The organism is Delftia sp. DS1230 (genome assembly GCF_040112715.1).
In the GTDB taxonomy this organism is placed as follows: Bacteria; Pseudomonadota; Gammaproteobacteria; order Burkholderiales; family Burkholderiaceae_C; genus Comamonas; species Comamonas tsuruhatensis.
The window spans coordinates 1,760,094-1,777,140 of the sequence record NZ_CP157763.1 but is presented as its reverse complement, the minus strand read 5'-3'; the positions used below and the strand labels follow the sequence as shown (position 1 = coordinate 1,777,140).

16 protein-coding genes are annotated in these 17,047 nt (G+C 68.4%); 7 read left to right on the top strand and 9 right to left on the bottom strand.

Going from position 1 to position 17,047, the window contains the following annotated elements:
* Positions 1-102 precede the first annotated feature (102 nt).
* Positions 103-582: a CYTH domain-containing protein gene (locus AAN986_RS07990; protein WP_016447585.1), complete on the top strand. Its 480-nt coding sequence runs from the start codon at positions 103-105 to the stop codon at positions 580-582.
* A 112-nt stretch (positions 583-694) separates the two neighbouring features.
* Here the strand turns inward: AAN986_RS07990 and AAN986_RS07985 are convergent, their stop codons facing one another.
* A complete protein-coding gene (locus AAN986_RS07985) occupies positions 695-1,201 on the bottom strand; it encodes a GNAT family N-acetyltransferase (protein ID WP_016447586.1) in 507 nt (168 codons plus the stop codon).
* Between the two features lie 78 nt (positions 1,202-1,279).
* Positions 1,280-2,788 carry a PLP-dependent aminotransferase family protein gene (locus tag AAN986_RS07980; RefSeq protein WP_349335606.1) on the bottom strand — a complete coding sequence of 503 codons (1,509 nt, stop codon included), beginning with the start codon at positions 2,786-2,788 and terminating at the stop codon, positions 1,280-1,282.
* Positions 2,789-2,944: 156 nt separating this feature from the next.
* Here AAN986_RS07980 and gabT point away from each other — a divergent pair, with 156 nt between their 5' ends.
* From gabT to AAN986_RS07965, 3 genes are all read left to right on the top strand, one after another.
* On the top strand, positions 2,945-4,273 hold the full coding sequence (gene gabT / locus AAN986_RS07975; RefSeq protein ID WP_047218194.1) for a 4-aminobutyrate--2-oxoglutarate transaminase: 1,329 nt from the start codon (positions 2,945-2,947) through the stop codon (positions 4,271-4,273).
* A gap of 31 nt (positions 4,274-4,304) precedes the next feature.
* Positions 4,305-5,762: an NAD-dependent succinate-semialdehyde dehydrogenase gene (locus AAN986_RS07970; protein WP_047218193.1), complete on the top strand. Its 1,458-nt coding sequence runs from the start codon at positions 4,305-4,307 to the stop codon at positions 5,760-5,762.
* A 105-nt stretch (positions 5,763-5,867) separates the two neighbouring features.
* Positions 5,868-6,845: a ketopantoate reductase family protein gene (locus tag AAN986_RS07965; RefSeq protein ID WP_047218192.1), complete on the top strand. Its 978-nt coding sequence runs from the start codon at positions 5,868-5,870 to the stop codon at positions 6,843-6,845.
* On the opposite strand, the gene AAN986_RS07960 is transcribed toward AAN986_RS07965, so the two are convergent.
* The 6 genes from AAN986_RS07960 to AAN986_RS07935 form a co-directional block, all read right to left on the bottom strand.
* Positions 6,833-9,013: a TonB-dependent receptor gene (locus tag AAN986_RS07960; protein ID WP_047218191.1), complete on the bottom strand. Its 2,181-nt coding sequence runs from the start codon at positions 9,011-9,013 to the stop codon at positions 6,833-6,835. The genes AAN986_RS07965 and AAN986_RS07960 overlap by 13 nt on opposite strands.
* Before the next feature lie 229 nt (positions 9,014-9,242).
* Positions 9,243-10,628 (bottom strand): sulfite reductase subunit alpha, encoded by a 1,386-nt coding sequence (locus AAN986_RS07955; RefSeq protein ID WP_047218190.1) that lies wholly within the window; start codon positions 10,626-10,628, stop codon positions 9,243-9,245.
* Between the two features lie 44 nt (positions 10,629-10,672).
* Entirely contained in the window at positions 10,673-11,749 is a 1,077-nt protein-coding gene (locus AAN986_RS07950) for an FAD:protein FMN transferase (protein WP_047218189.1), read from the bottom strand.
* 41 nt (positions 11,750-11,790) lie between these two features.
* Complete coding sequence (locus AAN986_RS07945) at positions 11,791-12,609, bottom strand: DUF4198 domain-containing protein (RefSeq protein ID WP_047218188.1); 819 nt, start codon at positions 12,607-12,609, stop codon at positions 11,791-11,793.
* 186 nt (positions 12,610-12,795) lie between these two features.
* Positions 12,796-13,323, bottom strand: coding sequence for a DUF2271 domain-containing protein (locus AAN986_RS07940; protein WP_016447595.1), 528 nt, complete (start codon positions 13,321-13,323; stop codon positions 12,796-12,798).
* A gap of 20 nt (positions 13,324-13,343) precedes the next feature.
* Positions 13,344-13,982, bottom strand: a complete 639-nt coding sequence (locus tag AAN986_RS07935; RefSeq protein WP_016447596.1) for a PepSY-associated TM helix domain-containing protein — start codon at positions 13,980-13,982, stop codon at positions 13,344-13,346.
* Positions 13,983-14,353: 371 nt separating this feature from the next.
* On the opposite strand from AAN986_RS07935, the gene AAN986_RS07930 reads away from it, so the two are divergent.
* The 3 genes from AAN986_RS07930 to AAN986_RS07920 all read left to right on the top strand — a co-directional run bounded on the left by AAN986_RS07930 (position 14,354) and on the right by AAN986_RS07920 (position 16,389).
* Complete coding sequence (locus AAN986_RS07930; protein ID WP_047218187.1) at positions 14,354-15,430, top strand: tripartite tricarboxylate transporter substrate-binding protein; 1,077 nt, start codon at positions 14,354-14,356, stop codon at positions 15,428-15,430.
* Between the two features lie 220 nt (positions 15,431-15,650).
* Positions 15,651-15,956: a winged helix-turn-helix transcriptional regulator gene (locus AAN986_RS07925; protein ID WP_012206858.1), complete on the top strand. Its 306-nt coding sequence runs from the start codon at positions 15,651-15,653 to the stop codon at positions 15,954-15,956.
* A 79-nt stretch (positions 15,957-16,035) separates the two neighbouring features.
* The gene (locus AAN986_RS07920) at positions 16,036-16,389 is read left to right on the top strand and encodes an FKBP-type peptidyl-prolyl cis-trans isomerase (RefSeq protein ID WP_012206859.1); all 354 of its coding nucleotides are present in this window, start codon (positions 16,036-16,038) and stop codon (positions 16,387-16,389) included.
* Positions 16,390-16,521: 132 nt separating this feature from the next.
* Here AAN986_RS07920 and AAN986_RS07915 read toward each other — a convergent pair whose 3' ends face one another.
* Positions 16,522-17,037 carry a hypothetical protein gene (locus AAN986_RS07915; protein ID WP_047218186.1) on the bottom strand — a complete coding sequence of 172 codons (516 nt, stop codon included), beginning with the start codon at positions 17,035-17,037 and terminating at the stop codon, positions 16,522-16,524.
* Positions 17,038-17,047: the final 10 nt, after the last annotated feature.

Genomic DNA, 17,047 nt, shown 5'->3' with positions numbered 1-17,047 from the left:
CCCCGCACTCCACTGCGGGGCTTTTTGTTTGTGGCCGGCCATCTGCCGGGCAGGGCGATGGTGGCGCGATAGACTGCCGCCTTTGTCTGCAAGGGCATCAGCATGGCTCTCGAAATCGAACGCAAATACCTTGTGGCCGACCCCGGCGTCGTGACCGGCCTGACCGGCGTGCGCATGGCGCAGGGATACATCGCCGACAACGGCATGTGGGTGCGGGTGCGCATCGCCGGGGACGCCGGATTTCTCACGCTCAAGGGGCCGGCACGCGGCATGAGCCGCGCCGAATTCGAATACCGGATTCCGCTGGCCGACGCCGAGACGCTGCTGGCCCAGCACTGCGCGCATGGCGCACTCGAAAAGGTGCGCTACATCGTGACGGTGGACGGCTTCGACTTCGAGGTCGATGTATTCGAAGGCCCGCTGGCCGGGCTGGTCACGGCCGAGATCGAACTGGCCAGCGAGGATATCCAGCCGCCCTCGCCCGCCTGGCTGGGAGCGGAGGTCACCGCTGATCTTCGCTACAGCAACGCGCAACTGGCCAAGACCCGGCAGGTGCCTTCACCGGCCGTGCTGCCGGGCTGATGCAGGACGGCCTTGTGGACGCCCCGGGGCTACGGGGGGCTACAGGGGGCCACCAGGGGGCGACAGAGGCCGCAGGGACTGACTGCCGGAACTTCCTGCGCTGTGCAGCGGCTCAGCCGCCGGCCCGGTCCAGGGCCATCGTCTGCACGCGCAGTTCGCAGCCCTCGCGCAGCGGCTGCAGCCCGCCCACAGGCCGGAAGCCGTTCGCCAGGTACAGGCGCATGGCGGGAGAGTCGGCATCGGTCACACCCAGCCGCACACGCTGCATGCCCTTGTGCCAGGCCCAGGCGACGGCCTGGGCCAGCAGGGCCTGGCCCGCACCCCGGCCACGCACGGCGGGATCGACCCACATCTGGAAGAGATCGGCCACGCCGGGCTCGGGGGCACACAGCTTGCACCAGAGCAGGCCGCAGGCCTGGCCGCCGTTGACGGCGAAAAGCACCCTGTCCCTGCCGCCGGCAACGGCGGCCTGCAGCCGCGCAGCCCAGTCCGCGTCAACCCTTGCGGCCTCCGACTCCCAGGTGCTGCCGAAGGCGTCGGGTGCATCGCGCAGGGCACGCAGGCGGATATCCCGGTACTGCGGCCATTCATGGGGTTCAACGGGGCGGATGGAGATCATGGTGCGTCCTTAGGCAGACAAAAAAGGGTTGGCGTCGGGAGCCAAGGCGGCGCCCGGCCGGATGGTCCGGCCCGGGCCTCAGCGCCGGCCATGCCGGGCTCCGAGCACTGCCAGCATGCGGAAGAAGGCTGCGCCTATCTCTTCCTCGGAAACGCAGGCGTACCCCAGCAGCAGGCCACGCCGCCGGTGCGGACCCGCGTAGTAGCGCGACAGCGGCTTGACGAAGATGCCGGCCTGCCGGAGGTCCTCGGCGAGCACGACATCATCGTCCTGCCCGGGCAGCTGCATCACGAAATGCAGCCCCGCGCCGCTGTCCACCCAGGGCAGGTGGTCGGCGCCCAGATAGCGCTCGATCAAGGCCATCAGCATGCGGCGGCGCTTGCCGTAGAGCAGGCGCATCTTGCGGATGTGGGCGGCGTAGTGGCCTTCCACGATCAGTTCGGCGATGACCTGCTGCGGCAGCTGGTGACCCTCTCGGTACAGCTCGGAATGGATGCGGCGCAGCGGCTCGGCCAGGGTCGGGGGCAGCACCATGTAGCCCATGCGCATTCCCGGGTAGAGGGTCTTGCTGAAGGTGCCTATGTAGATGACGGGCGCGTCCTCCTCCATGCCCTGCATGCTGGGCACGGGGCTGCCGGAGAACCGGAATTCGCTGTCGTAGTCGTCCTCGACGATCCAGGCACCCACCCGGCGCGCGTAGGCGATCAGCGCGCGGCGCCGCGCCATGCTCATGACGGCGCCCAGCGGGTACTGGTGCGAGGGAGTGACGAAGATCAGTCGCGGCACGGGCAGGCCGTCCGGCAGATGCATGCCCTCCTCGTCCACTGGCACGCTGTGCAGGCTCAGCCCGTGCTGCATGCGCAACACGTTGGCGATGCCCCAGTAGCCCGGCTCCTCCATCCAGACGCAGTCGCCAGGGTCGGCAAGGCTGCGCACCACCAGGTCGATGGCCTGGTGCACGCCTTCTGTGATCAGCACCTGGTCGGGCGCGCAGTTCACCGAGCGCGCCACGCGCAGGTGATCGGCCAGCGCCTGCTTGAGCGCCTCCACGCCGCCGCGCGTGCCATAGGTGAGCAGCTGCGGCCCGGCGTGTCGCAGCAGGCGGTTGTGGATGCGCGCGTAGGCGGCGCGCGGGAACTGCGTCACGTCGGGCACGCCAGGCATGAAGGCGCCCCATTGCTGCTCCGAAGCCTGGGCGGTTTTCAGCAGGGCCTGTGCCTGCACGGACAGGCCGCCGCCAGGCGCAGGCGCTGCGGCGGCAGCGCGGCGGGCAGGTGCACGTCCGCCGCTCAGCAGCATGGCCGCAGGCAGGGTGTCGACCACCTGCGTGCCACGCCCGACCTGGCTGCGCACATAGCCCTCCACCTGCAGCTGCTCATAGGCATGGTTGACGGTGTTGCGCGACACATCCAGCTCGCGGGCCAGGTCGCGCGAGGCCGGCAGGCGGCTGCCCGGCAACAGGGCCCCGCTGTCCACGGCCTGGCGCAGCGCCAGGTACAGGGCCCGGTTCAGGCGGACGCGGTCCCCGCCCAGCCCGCGCCAGTCCATCTGGAGGATGAGGTCCGCGCACACGGAAGGTTTTGCCATGTCTGCCTTGCCTGCGTTACCTGCCTTGCCTGCCTTGTGGAAGCGATGGTGGCGAACTCGATTGGCACCATCATCTTTTCAAAAGATGGCTCCATTCATGGAACCAATCGCCACTATAACCGTAAGCATTGCAGCCACCTCAACGGAGACCTTCCCATGTCCAGCGCCGCCACCAACGACACCACCAGAGCCTCGTCCGTCAACCAGCAACTCCAGAGCCGGCGCACCGCCGCCATGCCGCGCGGCGTGGGCGTGATGTGCGGCTTCCATGCCGTGCAGGCCGACAACGCCTTGCTGACCGATGCCGAGGGCCGCCAGTACATCGACTTCGCGGCCGGCATTGCCGTGCTCAACACGGGCCACCGCCATCCGCGCGTGGTGCAGGCCGTGCAGCGCCAGCTGGAGTGCTTCACGCACACGGCCTTCCAGATCGTTCCCTATGAAAGCGCCATCGCACTGGCCGAGCGCATCAATGCACTGGCGCCCATCGACGGCCCGGCCAAGACCGCCTTCTTCACCACGGGCGCCGAGGCGGTGGAAAACGCCGTCAAGATCGCCCGCCATGCCACGGGCCGCTCGGCCGTGATCGCCTTCCAGGGCGCCTTCCACGGCCGCACCCAGCTGGGCATGGCGCTGACGGGCAAGGTGGCGCCCTACAAGCAGGGCTTCGGCCCCATGCCGGGCGAAGTCTTCCACGCGCCCTTCCCCAGCGATGTGCAGGGCATCAGCGTGCAGCAGTCGCTGGACGCCATTGCCATGCTGCTCAAGACCTCGGTGGACCCGCAGCGCGTGGCAGCCATCATCGTGGAGCCCGTACAGGGCGAAGGCGGCTTCAACCCCGTGCCTGCCGCGCTGTTCACGGGCCTGCGCCAGCTGTGCAACCAGCACGGCATGCTGCTGATCGCCGACGAGGTACAGACCGGCTTTGCACGCACGGGCAAGCTGTTTGCCATGGAGCACTACAGCGTGCGGCCCGACCTGATCACCATGGCCAAGAGCCTGGGCGGCGGTCTGCCGATCTCGGGCGTGGTCGGCCGCGCGGCCATCATGGACGCCCCCCATCCCGGCGGGCTGGGGGGCACCTATGCCGCCAACCCGCTGGCCGTGGCCTCTGCCCATGCCGTGCTCGATGTGATCGATGAAGAGCGCCTGTGCGAGCGGGCCCTGGCACTGGGCAGCCAGCTGCGCTCGCGCCTGCAGGCATTGCAGACGCAGGATGCCGGCATCGCCGAAGTGCGCGGCCTGGGCTCGATGCTGGCCGTGGAATTCCACATTCCCGGCAGCGGTGCGCCGGACGCGCAGCGCGTGGCCGCCATCGTCCAGCGTGCGCAGCAGCAAGGCCTGCTGCTGCTGACCTGCGGCCTGTACGGCAACGCCATCCGCTTCCTCTATCCGCTGACGATTCCAGAGCCGCTGTTCGGCAAGGCGCTGGACATCATCGCCAACGCCATCACCCAGACCGCGCCCCAGCCGGTCGCGGCCTGAATCCATTCCACAGCCTGAGCCTTCCCGCACCATGAGTCTTTCACTGCAACGCCCCGATCTGTTCCGCCAGGCCTGCCTGCTTGCCCAGGGCTGGCACCCCGTGGGCTCCGGCCCCGCCATCGATGTCTTCAACCCCGCCACGGGCGAGCGCCTGGGCCAGGTACCCGCCCTGCAGGCCGGCGCGGCCGAGGCCGCCATTGCCGCCGCACAGCGCGCCCTGCCCGCCTGGGCCGCGCTGACGGGCAAGCAGCGCGCCGGCATCCTGCGCCGCTGGTTCGACCTGATGCTGGCGCACCAGGACGATCTGGCGCGGCTGATGACGCTGGAGCAGGGCAAGCCCCTGGCCGAGGCGCGCGGCGAGATCGCCTATGCGGCCTCCTTCATCGAATGGTTTGCCGAGGAAGGCAAGCGTGTGGACGGCGAGCTGCTGCAGTCGCCCAACGCAGGCCAGCAGCTGCTCACGCTGCGCGAGCCCATTGGCGTGTGCGCCGCCATCACGCCCTGGAATTTCCCGGCCGCCATGATCACGCGCAAGGCCGGCCCGGCGCTGGCCGCCGGCTGCACCATGCTGGTCAAGCCGGCAGAAAGCACGCCCTTCACGGCCCTGGCCCTGGCCGTGCTGGCCGAGGAGGCCGGCATTCCCGCCGGCGTCTTCCAGGTGCTGACCGGCCATCCGCAGGACATCGGCCAGGCGCTGACGCAAAGCCCCGTGGTGCGCAAGCTCAGCTTCACGGGCTCCACGGCCACCGGGCGGCTGCTGATGCGCCAGTGCAGCGACACGGTCAAGAAGCTGTCGCTGGAGCTCGGCGGCAATGCACCGTTGATCGTGTTTGACGATGCCGACATCGACCAGGCCGTGGCCGGCATCGTGGCCTCCAAGTTCCGCAACGCCGGCCAGACCTGCGTGTGCGCCAACCGCATCTATGTGCAGGATGGCATCCACGACGAACTGGCCCGCCGCCTGGCCCGTGCCATGGCGGGCTTCAAGGTCGGCAATGGGCTGGAGCCCGGCGTGACCCATGGCCCGCTGATCAACGAGGCGGCCGTGCAGAAGGTGGAAAGCCATGTGGCCGATGCGCTGTCCAAGGGCGCGCGCCTGCTGGCGGGCGGCAGGCGCCCGGTGCCGGGCCAGCTGTTCTTCGAGCCCACGCTGCTGGTCGATGTGAACGACAGCATGCAAGTCTGCGAGGAAGAGACCTTCGGCCCGCTGGCGCCGCTGTTCCGCTTCCATGACGAGGACGAAGTGGTGCGCCGCGCCAACGACACCATCTACGGCCTGGCCGCCTATCTGTTCACCAACGACAACCGCCGCATCTGGCGCGTGTCGCGCGCGCTGGAGTACGGCATGGTGGGCATCAACACCGGCCTGATCTCCAACGAGGTCGCGCCCTTCGGCGGCGTCAAGCAGTCCGGCCTGGGCCGCGAGGGCTCGCGCCACGGCATCGAGGAATACCTGGAGACCAAGTACCTGTGCCTGCAGACGGCATGAGGGTTGCCTGACGTCCGCAATGGCACCCGGCAGGGAAGACGGCATGGGCCTTCGACGGCAGCCTGGCTAGACTGGGCGCCATCAAAGGCCCATCCGATCTGCACCATGGACGCTTCTTCCGCCCGCCTCCCCTCTCCTTCCGAACCGCTGCGCATCGCCGTCATGGGCGCAGGCGCCGTGGGCTGCTATTTCGGCGCACTGCTGGCGCGCGCCGGCCACCAGGTCACGCTGATCGGCCGCCCCGCCCATGTGCAGGCCGTGCAGCAGCATGGCCTGCGGCTGGAGACGGCGGCACTGGACATCCAGGTGCCCATGCAGGCATCGACCGAGGCCAGCGCCGTGCGCGATGCCGATGTGGTGATGTTCTGCGTCAAGTCCACGGCCACCGAGGAAGCGGCCCGCGAGATGCAGCCGCACCTGGCGCCGGGCACCCTGGTGCTGACCATGCAAAACGGCGTGGACAACGACGAGCGCGTGCGCGCCGTGCTGGGCCCGTCCGTGGCCGTGGCCGCCGCCGTGGTCTACGTGGCCACTGCCATGGCCGGCCCCGGCCATGTGCGCCATTTCGGCCGCGGCGAGCTGGTCATTGCGCCGTCTGCACTCAGTGAACAGGTGGCCCTGCAGTTTGGCAAGGCAGGCATTGCCGTGCAGGTATCGCCCGACGTGCGCGGCGCGCTGTGGGCCAAGCTGGTGATCAACTGCGCCTACAACGCGCTGTCGGCGCTGTGCCAGCTGCCCTACGGCCCGCTGGTGCAGTCGCCCGGCGTGACGGACGTGGTGGACGACGTGGTGGCCGAATGCCTGGCCGTGGCCAGGGCCGACGGCGTGGCCCTGCCCGGCGACGTGCCCGCTGCCGTGCGCGGCCTGCCGGCCACCATGCCGGGCCAGTTTTCATCCACCGCCCAGGACCTGGCGCTGGGCAAGCCCAGCGAAATCGATCACCTCAACGGCTACGTGGTGCGGCGCGGCGAGGCCCTGGGCGTGCCGGTGCCGCTGAACCGCACGCTGCAGGTGCTGGTCAGGCTGGCCCCTTCACGCATGCAGGCCAGCCAGGCGCCCCTGAACCCGCCTCAGAACTCGTAGTTGGCAGACACCCACAGGCGACGGCCTTCCTGGTTGTTCGCGTAGCGGTTGCCAAAGATCACGGTGCCCTGGACCTGGCCCGGTACGTTGTAGGGCTGGTAGTCCACGAAATCCTTGTTGAACACGTTGTAGATGGCCGCGTTGATGGTGAACTGCTTGCTCACGCGGTAGCTGCCGCCCAGGTGGAACTGGGTATAGGCCTTGTAGTTGCCCAGCGCGGCCTTGGCGGCCTGGGAGCTGGCGCTGGTGCCGGGGTCACGGTAGCGCTCGCTGCGGTACTCGGCGCGCAGCCACAGGTTCCACTGGGCACCCGGCTCCCAGTTCAGGCGGGCGTTGAGCGCGTGCCTGGGTGTGTCGCTCAGCGGGTTGCCACGGTTGGGGCCGCTCTTTTGCTCGCTCTTGGTGAAGGTGTAGTTGGCGCTGGCGTTCCAGCCGCGCGCCAGCGGCATGCGCGCACTCAGCTCCAGGCCGCGCGTGACGGCCTCGTCCACGTTGATGGACTGGCCGAAGGCATCCACCAGCGGCCAGTCGCCGAAGCTCACGCAGCCGGGGCGGTTGGGCGCTGCCGCAAAGTCGCAGTTGATCAGGCCCGGGCCGCTGGTGATCTTGTCCTTGAACTCGTTGTTGAACACCGTGGCGCTGCCCGCAAAGCCCGTGGGGCTGTCGAAATAGACGCCCAGTTCGGTGGTGCGGCTGGTTTCGGGCTTGAGGTTGGGGCTGCCCACCAGCGGCAGGCGGCCCTGCTGGCCGAAGCCGTTGATGCCGGGCGCCAGCTGCTCCACGCGCGGCGTCTTGTAGCCGTTGCTGACGCCGCCCTTCACGGTCCACTGCGGCGCGGCATTCCACACGCCGTAGATGCGCGGGCTGAGCTTGCCGCCGAAGAGGCTGTGGCGGTCATAGCGCGCGCCCAGCGTGAGCTTGAAGGCGTCGGTCAGGCTCCATTCGTCCTCGGCAAACAGGGCCTTCTGCGTGAAGGCGAACTTGTTCGGCGCCACGCCGTCCTTCATCTCGGCATCCCACCACTGGCCGCCCAGCGTGGTCAGGTGGGCACCCCAGGGCAGGACCAGCTTGCTGTCCAGCACCTTGCTTTCCACCTCCAGCGTGCGCGCGGCACCTGGCGTCGCGCCCGGGGTTCCCCGGGGAATGGTCCGGCCGATGGTCTCGGTCCGGTTGACCATGAAGCTGGTGTCCCAGGTTCCGAAGCCGTAGCGACCGGTATGGGCCAGCGTGAGCTGGTCACGGTTGTATTTCTGCTCGGGGCTGTAGCCTCCCGTGCCCAGCGTGCCCAACTGGCCCTGCGAGTTGTCATAGGTCTGGCGGCCCGAGTCCAGGTCCAGCGTGATGTCGTGGTACCTGTTGGGCGTGAGCGCCAGGCGCAGGCCCAGGTTGTTGATCTCGGACTTGACGGGGTTGCCGCCCATGATGGGAACGGCTGGCTGGCCGTTGGCGCCCGCATAGGTGATGTCCGAAGCGGCCCGGCGCTGGGTGCTGCCGCGGATCGACAGGCCCAGCAGGTCCTCCTTGATGGGGCCGCTCAGGTAGAACTTGCCGGACTTGATATCACCGAACTCCGACTCTTGCTGCAGCGTGTAGTCGGCGCTGACGCTGCCCGTCCAGGTCTTGCCGACCTTGCGCGTGATGATGTTGATCACGCCGCCCATGGCGTCGGAGCCGTAGAGCGTGGACATGGGGCCGCGGATGACCTCGATGCGCTCGATGGCGCCGATGGGCGGCATGAAGCTGGTCTGCGTCTCGCCAAAGCCGTTGGGCGTGACGTTGCCGGCCGAGTTCTGGCGGCGGCCGTCGATGAGCACCAGCGTGTAGTCGCTGGGCATGCCGCGGATGCTGATGTTCAGGCCGCCGGTCTTGCCTGCGGGGGCGCCCACGTCGATGCCTTCCACGCTTTCCAGCGCGTCGGTCAGGCTGCCGAAGCGGCCCTTGGCCAGTTCCTCACGCGGTATGACGGTGATGGAGGCCGGCGCCTCCTTGATGTCCTGCTCGAAGCCCGAGGCAGAGACCACGACTTCGCGCAACTCGGTGGCGGCAGCCGCATTGCTTTGCAATGGGGTCTGTGCCGATGCGGCACCCGAAGCACAGATGGCGGCCACCAGGAGGGCCAGAGGGGAAGGACGCGACGGAAGAACGCCGCGCAGATCGCGATACGACATGCAAACACTCCAGAAACGGAAAACGGGCTGTGAGGCCCGTTCAACTCGCTTTGAAATCTTTGGTTATGCGATGGGATGGGGATATGTAACGAAATTATATGAACATTGAGAATCATTTCCATTCTCATGATCACAATAGGATTTATCTGTCGCACGGATGCTACGTTCCTAGGAGCAGAAAGCGCTGACGGCACCAATGCTTGCGCTGGCGCAAGCTGCTCTCACCACCTCAATACACGTCACGCCGGTAGCGGCCGCTGCGCACCAGCTGGTCCATTTGCGTCTCACCCAGCACGGCGTGCAACGCCTGGTCCACGCCCTGGGCCATGCCCTGCAGGCTGCCGCACACATAGATGGCGGCGCCCTGCGCCACCCATTGGCGCAGCACATCGCCGGACTGCGCCAGCAGGTCCTGCACATAGGCGCGCGGCGCGCCTTCGCTGCGGTCGCGCGAGAAGGCCAGGTCCAGGCGCTGCAGCACGCCGCCATCGCACCATGCCTGAAGCTCGTCGCCGTACAGCCGGTCGTGCGCCGCATTGCGCTCGCCGAACAGCAGCCAGTTGGGACCCAGGCCCGCCGCAGCACGCGCGCGCAGGTGGCTGCGCAGGCCGGCCAGGCCCGTGCCGTTGCCGATCAGCACCAGCGGGAGCTGCAGGTTGTCTTCCAGCCGGAAATTGCGGTGCGCACGCAGCCGCAGGGTGATGGCTGCACCCAGGGGCGCGCCCTGCGTGAGCCAGCCCGAGGCCAGGCCCGGCGAGCCATCCTCGCGCCGCGCCTGGCGCACCAGCAGGTGCACGCAGCCATCCTGGGCGATGGAGGCGATGGAGTACTCGCGCGGATGCTGCGGGTCCGCAGGAATGCAGACCTGCGCCAGGTCGCCGGACTCCCACAGCGCGGGCTCCGTTGCAGGGGGCTGCAGCTCGATGTGGAACACCGGCTCGCCTGCGCTGCCCGGGTTCATGTGCCGGCGCGCGGCCAGCGTCCATTCGCTGAAGACCGGCTGCTCCCATGCCGGCATGTCGCCCAGGCTGCTGATCTGGGTCAGCTGGTGCTGCCAGGCGGTCAGGGCCTGCGGCGCGCCGTTGTCCATTTCGACGCGCTCGAACCAGGGCCTGGCGCCACCGGCACGCAGCCAGCTGTCCAGCGCGCGGCCAAAGCCGCAGAACTGCGCATACTGCCGGTCGCCCAGCGCCAGCAGGCCGTATTGCAGATGGGACAGCGGCCGTGCATCGGCCATGGCGTGCGCCAGGAACAGCGCCGCGTTGTCGGGCGGGTCGCCTTCGCCATAGGTGCTGGCGATGAACAGCGCCCTTTGCGTGCGCGCCAGCAGGTCGGCATCCACAGCGTCCAGGGCGCACAGGTGCACGCTTTCTCCGGCCGTGTGCAGCAGCCGGGCGGTCTCGCGCGCCAGCTCCTCGGCCTGGCCGGTCTGGCTGGCATAGGCCACAAGCAGGGGCAGCGCGCCCTCGCGTGCGCTGGTCAGCGCAGCCGCTTCCTGCCGGGCCCGCATGCGCTGGCGGCGCTCGCGCCACCAGATGGCGGCGCACATGGCCGCATAGAGCAGGACCAGCACGGCGGCTGCGAGTACGCGCAGCCCAGGTTCGGACAAGGTCATGGCAGGACCGGGAATCTACACGACGGAAAAAGGGAAGGAAACGCTCACGGCAGCAGCGCGGCAAAAGCCGTTGTCATCGCCATGGCAGGGCCTTGCGCAGTGCGCTCGCACAGCAGCGCCGCCACGCCGCGCTGCTCGGCAAAGTCCAGGCCCTCGCGCGGCCCCAGCACGGTGAGCACGGTGGCCAGGGCGTCGGCCTGCATGCATTCGGCATGCAGCACGGTGACGCTGGTCAGGCCATGCGCCACGGGCTCGCCGCTGCGCGGATCGATGGTGTGGGAGTAGCGGCGCCCGCCCTGCTCGAAGGCATGCCAGTGGTCGCCCGAGGTGGCGATGGCCATGTCGCGCAGCGGCAGCGCCAGCGGCGTGGACGGGTCCGCCATGCTGGCCACGGCCACGCGCCAGGGCTGGTTGCCAGGGCGCTGACCGCAGGCCCGCAGCTCGCCTCCCACCTCGACGAGGAAATCGGTATGGCCCAGCGCCTGCAGGCGCTCGGCGACCAGGTCCACCGAATAGCCTTTGGCGATGCCGCTGAAGTCCACATGGACGGCGCCGGGCTGCAGCGCGCGCCGGCCCTTCAGGTCCAGCACGATGCGCTGGTAGCCCACGCGCTCGCGCACCCGCCGCAGTGCATCGGCATCGGGGATGCCGGCGCCCTGCGCCTTTTCCGCACGCGGGCCGAAGCCCCACAGCTCGACCAGCGGCCCCAGGGTGGGGTCCCAGGCGCCGCCACTGGCCTGCGCCCAATCGAATGCACAGGTCAGCACGGTGAAGAATTCGGCAGGCAGCACATGCCAGCTGCCCGCCTCTGCGCGGTTGAAGCGCGAGATGTCGGAATCAGCCTCCCAGTTGCTCATCTGGCGCACGACCAGGGCCAGCGCAGCCTCTATGGCCTGGCGCGCCTCATCGAGCGGGCGGAAATCCGGGTTGTGCAGGCGCACGCTCCAGGTTGTGCCCATGGCCTCGCCGGTGAGTGTTTGCAGCGCGGCGGGGTCTGCCCGCCGCACGGCCTGCGGCGCGTAGCCGGAGACGGCAAAGGACGCCGCGCCTGTGGACACAGGCGCGGCAAGGCCCCGGCCTGCGCTGCCCTGCAACAGGGCGGGCGCAAAGCTCACGCGCACGGGCGCGGGCGCAGACGGAGCCCCGGGTGGGGACGCAAGGCTCAGGGCAGCACCTCGAACGTGCCCACGTAGGACAGGCGGCGCTCCTTGGCCTGGGGCAGCGATGTCTTGCTGTCCTGCGCGTCGGCATCCACCCAGTACATGCCGGCGGTGGGCCAGGTCACGCTGAACTCGCCCTTGGCGTCGGTCGTGGCCTTGATCTCGCCCTTGTTGTCGCGGTAGCGCGTGGCGCCGGGCACCAGCACGACTTCCAGGTTGGCGGCGGGCTTGCCGTCCACATGGAAGGCGAAGGTGGCCTTCTCGCCCTTGACCAGGTCGTTGGGATGGGTCACGGGCACCAGCTCCAGCCCCTTGCCGGAAGGCTTGACGGCGCTGGGCTTGCCCACGGTCACGAAGGTCTCGATGCGGCCCACGGACTGGGTCACCTTCAGGTCCTGCGCGTCGGCGGGCACATCGGCGGCGAACTTCTCGGGCGAGCCGCGCCAGCGGCGGTTCTGGCCCGTGGCCTTGTCCTTCCAGGAGGCAAACAGGCCGTCGTTGACGATGGCCAGGCGGTAGGTGCCGCTTTGCTGCAGGTCCAGGTCGAACACGCTGCGCAGCTTGCCGCGATGGGCATTCTGCGGCGCGACGGCCGAGCCGTCCGGCGCCGAGACAACGAGGTTGTCCAGGCCCAGCGGCACGTGGTTGAAGAAGAACAGGTCGTTGGAGACAGCGGCATCCACCGTGATCCATTCGGCCTTGGACAGCACCGTGGTCGAGGGCAGCAGCCACAGGTTGTGGGCCTGGGCGGACTGGAAGGCGCCGCAGGCAATGGCGAGGCTGGCCGCCAGACGGATGGCAAAGCGGGTCTTGGACTTCATGAAGATTCTCCTTGGTTCGTGGATGGGGCTGGCACATGGGTGCCCCGCAAGATGCGTGGCCCGCCCACATGCAGGGCCCAGTTCAGGGATGCCGGGCAAGGGCCTGGCCGGCCGCGCCGCCCCGCAGCGATGGCGTCACCCGCCTCGTGAGGGGGAGGACGCGCAAGGCCTCAGGGGGTTTCAATTTCAAGGCTTGAGCTCGACGCTGATCTCGCCCAGCTCGCTGCTGCCCTTGGCGCTCAGCTGCTCGGCCTTGGCGGCAGGCCACTTGAAGGGCACGGTGACCACTTCGCGGCCGCCGACTTCGCGCGCGGCCTCGACCACGAGCTTGTACTCGCCGGGCGGCAGCTTGGCGAAGGGGTTGGCGCCTTCGGTGAAGCTCAGCTGGTGCTTGCCCACGGGACGCGTGGGGCTGGTCACGCCATCGATGGGCAGCGTCAGGTCGCGGCCCGTGCGGCGCCACCACTGGCGCATGTCCTTGAGCCACTTCGTGCCTTCGGCATTGCGCATCTTCACGTCGTACCAGACCGACAGCGTGGCGGCCACCGAGGCGTCGGCGCGCTCGATCCACACGGCCACATAGGGGCGGTGGTACTCGGCGACATCCAGGCGCGGGACCTCCACGCCCACGTTCAGGCCGGCGGCAAAGGCCGGGGCCGCGCCCAGGCAGGCGCCAAGCGCCATGGTGTAGCGCAGAGAGAAGTGCGGATTCATAGGCAAGGCTCTTTCGGTTCTCAGTGGATCAACAGGAGGGCCAGCAGCATGGGAATCACCAGCCCCATGCCGACCATGGGCCAGGTGAAGGGACGGTTGCCCGCGTGCATCTTCAGGATGAACAGCCCGGTGACGGTGAACACCAGGCAGGCTGCGGCAAAGATATCGATGAACCAGCTCCAGGCAGCGCCCGTGTTGCGGCCCTTGTGCAGATCGTTCAGATAGGCGATCCAGCCCCGGTCGGTGCGCTCGTATTCGGCCTCGCCATCGGCCAGGGCCACGCGCACCCAGGCATCGCCACCGGGGCGAGGCAGGGACACATACAGCTCGTCGGCCGTCCATTCGGCTTCGCGGCCCTCGGCTTCAAGCCCCCACTGGCCGCGCACCCAGTCCGCAAATGGCGCAGGCACGGGAGCACGGTCGCGCGACTGGCTGGCCTGCTGCCGGACCAGCTGCACGCGCAGCGCGTCCGGCAATGCCGCCTCGCCGCGCACGATGCGCGGCTTGGACTCGATCTGCCCCGCATGATTGAGCGTGAACCCCGTGACGGCGAACAGCAGCATGCCGATCAGGCACAGCGCAGAGCTGACCCAATGCCACTCGTGCAGTGTCTTGAGCCAGTAGGAACGGCGCCGAGGGTCCGGTTTGGGGGATGTCATCGCAACAGAGGCAGGCGGCAGCACCACGCGGCCACAACCATCACGGCGGCGGCCACGGGGAGCACAGGAAAGAAAAAGGCCGGGGGATTCTACCGCCCACGAATAAGAATTGATCGCATTTACACAAGCTTTACCGGCTTAATCGACATCTGTGTCACGGCGCTCCATCTCCGCTCCTTGCCCCCGGGCGCGCATGCCCCCACGCATCCCGGGACAGCGATGCACCGTCGGTGGGCCCTCTCCTGAAGCGTCTGGCACCCATGCCGCCAGACAGCCTGCGTTATGTCAACTAGCTGACGCACATGCTTACATAATCTGCTTTTCTGATTCATTTGCGCCCACAATGGCGCGCGAACCCGATTGGAGACTGCATGCGCCTTCCGAGCTTTTCGCAAACCACTGCCAACGCCGCCCACTCCGGTGACGGCACGCGCCAGAACCGCCGCCAGCTGCTGGCACAGGGTGCAGCCCTGGCCATGCTGTGCTCCCCGCTGGCCCATGCCGCGCCGCCCGCTGCAACGCCTGCGGCCCATGCGCCGCGCGCTGCCGCCGGTGGCCAGCGCGTGGCCGCCAGCCTGCGCATCGTCATTCCGGCCAATGCCGGGGGCGGCTGGGACCAGACCGGCCGCGCACTGGGCGCGGCCCTGGTGGCATGCGGCGCGGCAGATCGCGTGGAGTATGAAAACCTGGGCGGCAAGGGCGGCACCATCGGCCTGGCACAGTTTGTCGAGCGCCATGGCCAGGACCCCGATGCGCTGCTGATCGGCGGCATGGTCATGGTCGGTGCCGTGGCGCTGCAAAAGCCGGCCGTGAACATGTCGCACGTGCAGCCGATTGCCCGCCTGACCAGCGACTATCTGGTAGTGGCCGTGCCTGCCGACTCCCCCATCCGCAATGCCAAGGACCTGGTCGCCGCGCTGCGCAGCGATCTGGCCCACCAGTCGTTTGCGGGCGGCTCGGCCGGCGGCGTGGACCATATGTTTGCCGGCCTGCTCACGCGCGCCGCCAAGGCGGCGCCCGAGCAACTGGTCTACAAGCCCTTTCCGGGCGGCGCCCAGGTGGTGGAGGCCTTGCTCAAGGGCGAAGCGCGCATGGGTGTGTCCGGCTACAGCGAGTTCAGCGAAGCCCTGGCCAGCGGCAGGCTGCGCGCCATTGGCGTGTCTTCGCGCCGCAGCCTGTTCGGCCTGCCCTCGTTCCGCGAACAGGGACTGGATGCCGACATGGCCAACTGGCGCGCCGTCTTCACGGGCAAGCAGGTCAGCGCCGCACGCGCCCAGGCCCTGCTGGGCGCCGTGGAGCAGGCGACCCAGCACGAAAGCTGGCAGCGCGCCCTGCGGCAGAACCGCTGGGAGCCTTCGTGGCAGGCAGGCCGCGATTTCAGCGGCTTTCTGGAGCTGGAGCACACCACGGCCAGCGTCATGACCTATCTGCTCAAACTCAAGAGCTGAGAAACCGAAGTCCAGCGGGCAGGTTGCGTGGCGGGCCTGCAACACTGGTTCGGAGATTCGCGTATTCCTCTAGCGAAGCGCATTGCCGCTGTGGGTTTTGAGCTACCAAACTTGTAGCAGAATGGATCCAGAGCTATAGTTCCCCGGGACTTGGCTCGGCGCGCGTCCCACCCGGATGCCCCCGCCGGCTCACACACACCATTGCGCAAGGAGAAGCGTCATGAGCTCCAAGGAAAACGCCGCCATCAACCAGCTGTTCGAGAAACTCGAATGCCGCTACGCGTTGCGCGTGCTGTGGGCTTTGCGTGACGGCCATCCTCAGACCTTTCGACTGCTGCAAGACAGCGTGGGCGGCATCACGCCCAACACGCTGAACACCCGCATCAAGGAACTGCGCGAATGCGGGCTGCTGGAGCATGGCTCCGACGGCTATACCGTGACGCTGGCCGGCCAGGACCTGCTCAAGCGCCTGTCCGATGTGCAGGCATTCGCCAACCGCTGGGTGGCCGCGCGCGCCAAGAAGTGATTCTTGCGGCCAGGCCCTTCGCCCTCTTGCCGCCGTACAGTCTTTTTCCCCCACCGTTTCTCTCTCAAGGAATACCACCATGGCTTTCACCACCACCGCATCCGGCCTGCAGTATGAAGACACCGTCGTGGGTGACGGCGCCGAGGCCCAGCGCGGCCGCAGCGTGACCGTGCACTACACGGGCTGGCTCTACAACAACGGCGTGCAAGGCGCGAAGTTCGACTCCAGCAAGGACCGCAACGATCCCTTCGTCTTCCCCCTGGGCGGCGGCATGGTGATCAAGGGCTGGGACGAAGGCGTGCAAGGCATGAAGGTGGGCGGCCAGCGCACCCTGATCATCCCGGCCGAACTGGGCTACGGCGCACGCGGCGCTGGCGGCGTGATCCCGCCCAACGCCACGCTGAAGTTCGACGTGGAGCTGCTGGCCGTCTGAGCCTGCACCCGCTGGCCCACGCAAGGGCAAGGCGCGAAGGCGCCTTGCCTTTTTTCATTTGCGGACCGTCCCAAGAGCCCCCAGGAGCATCGGACCTTGCGCGGCAAGGATAGCGTGGGGGCGGCTTCTCGCTCAGGGGGCTTTGCCGAACAGCGCCTCGTGCAGCGGCACATAGCTGGCGGGGCTGGCAGCCTCGCGCAGGCGCGGGGCCAGCGCCACGAGCTGGTCGTAGCCCATGGCCGCCTCCACGGCCAGGTTGAGCCGGAATCCCTTGAGCCCCATATTGGCCGTGATGGCCACCGCCAGCGGATAGGCGTTGCGGTAGCGCACGGCCAGCGAAGGCTCGGATGGCGCAGACGCATCGCCGGCAGGCTGGGCCGGCGATGCGGTGGCAGCAGTGACGGCAGGCGCCGCAACGGCCACCACGCCCAGCCGGGGTTCGGCTGCATCGCGGGGCGCCAGCCATTCGCGCTCCACCAGCGCCAGGATTTCGTCCTGGGTCACGCCCATGCCGGCAACGGCCTGCAGCACCTGCGCCACGCTGCGTTGGCCGTCAAACAGCAAAAAGGCCGAGCGCAGCCGGGGAGAGAGATCGGCATGGCGTTCCTTGAATGCCTGTTGGCCGGCGGACGTTTTCACAAGATGCATGGCGGACGCA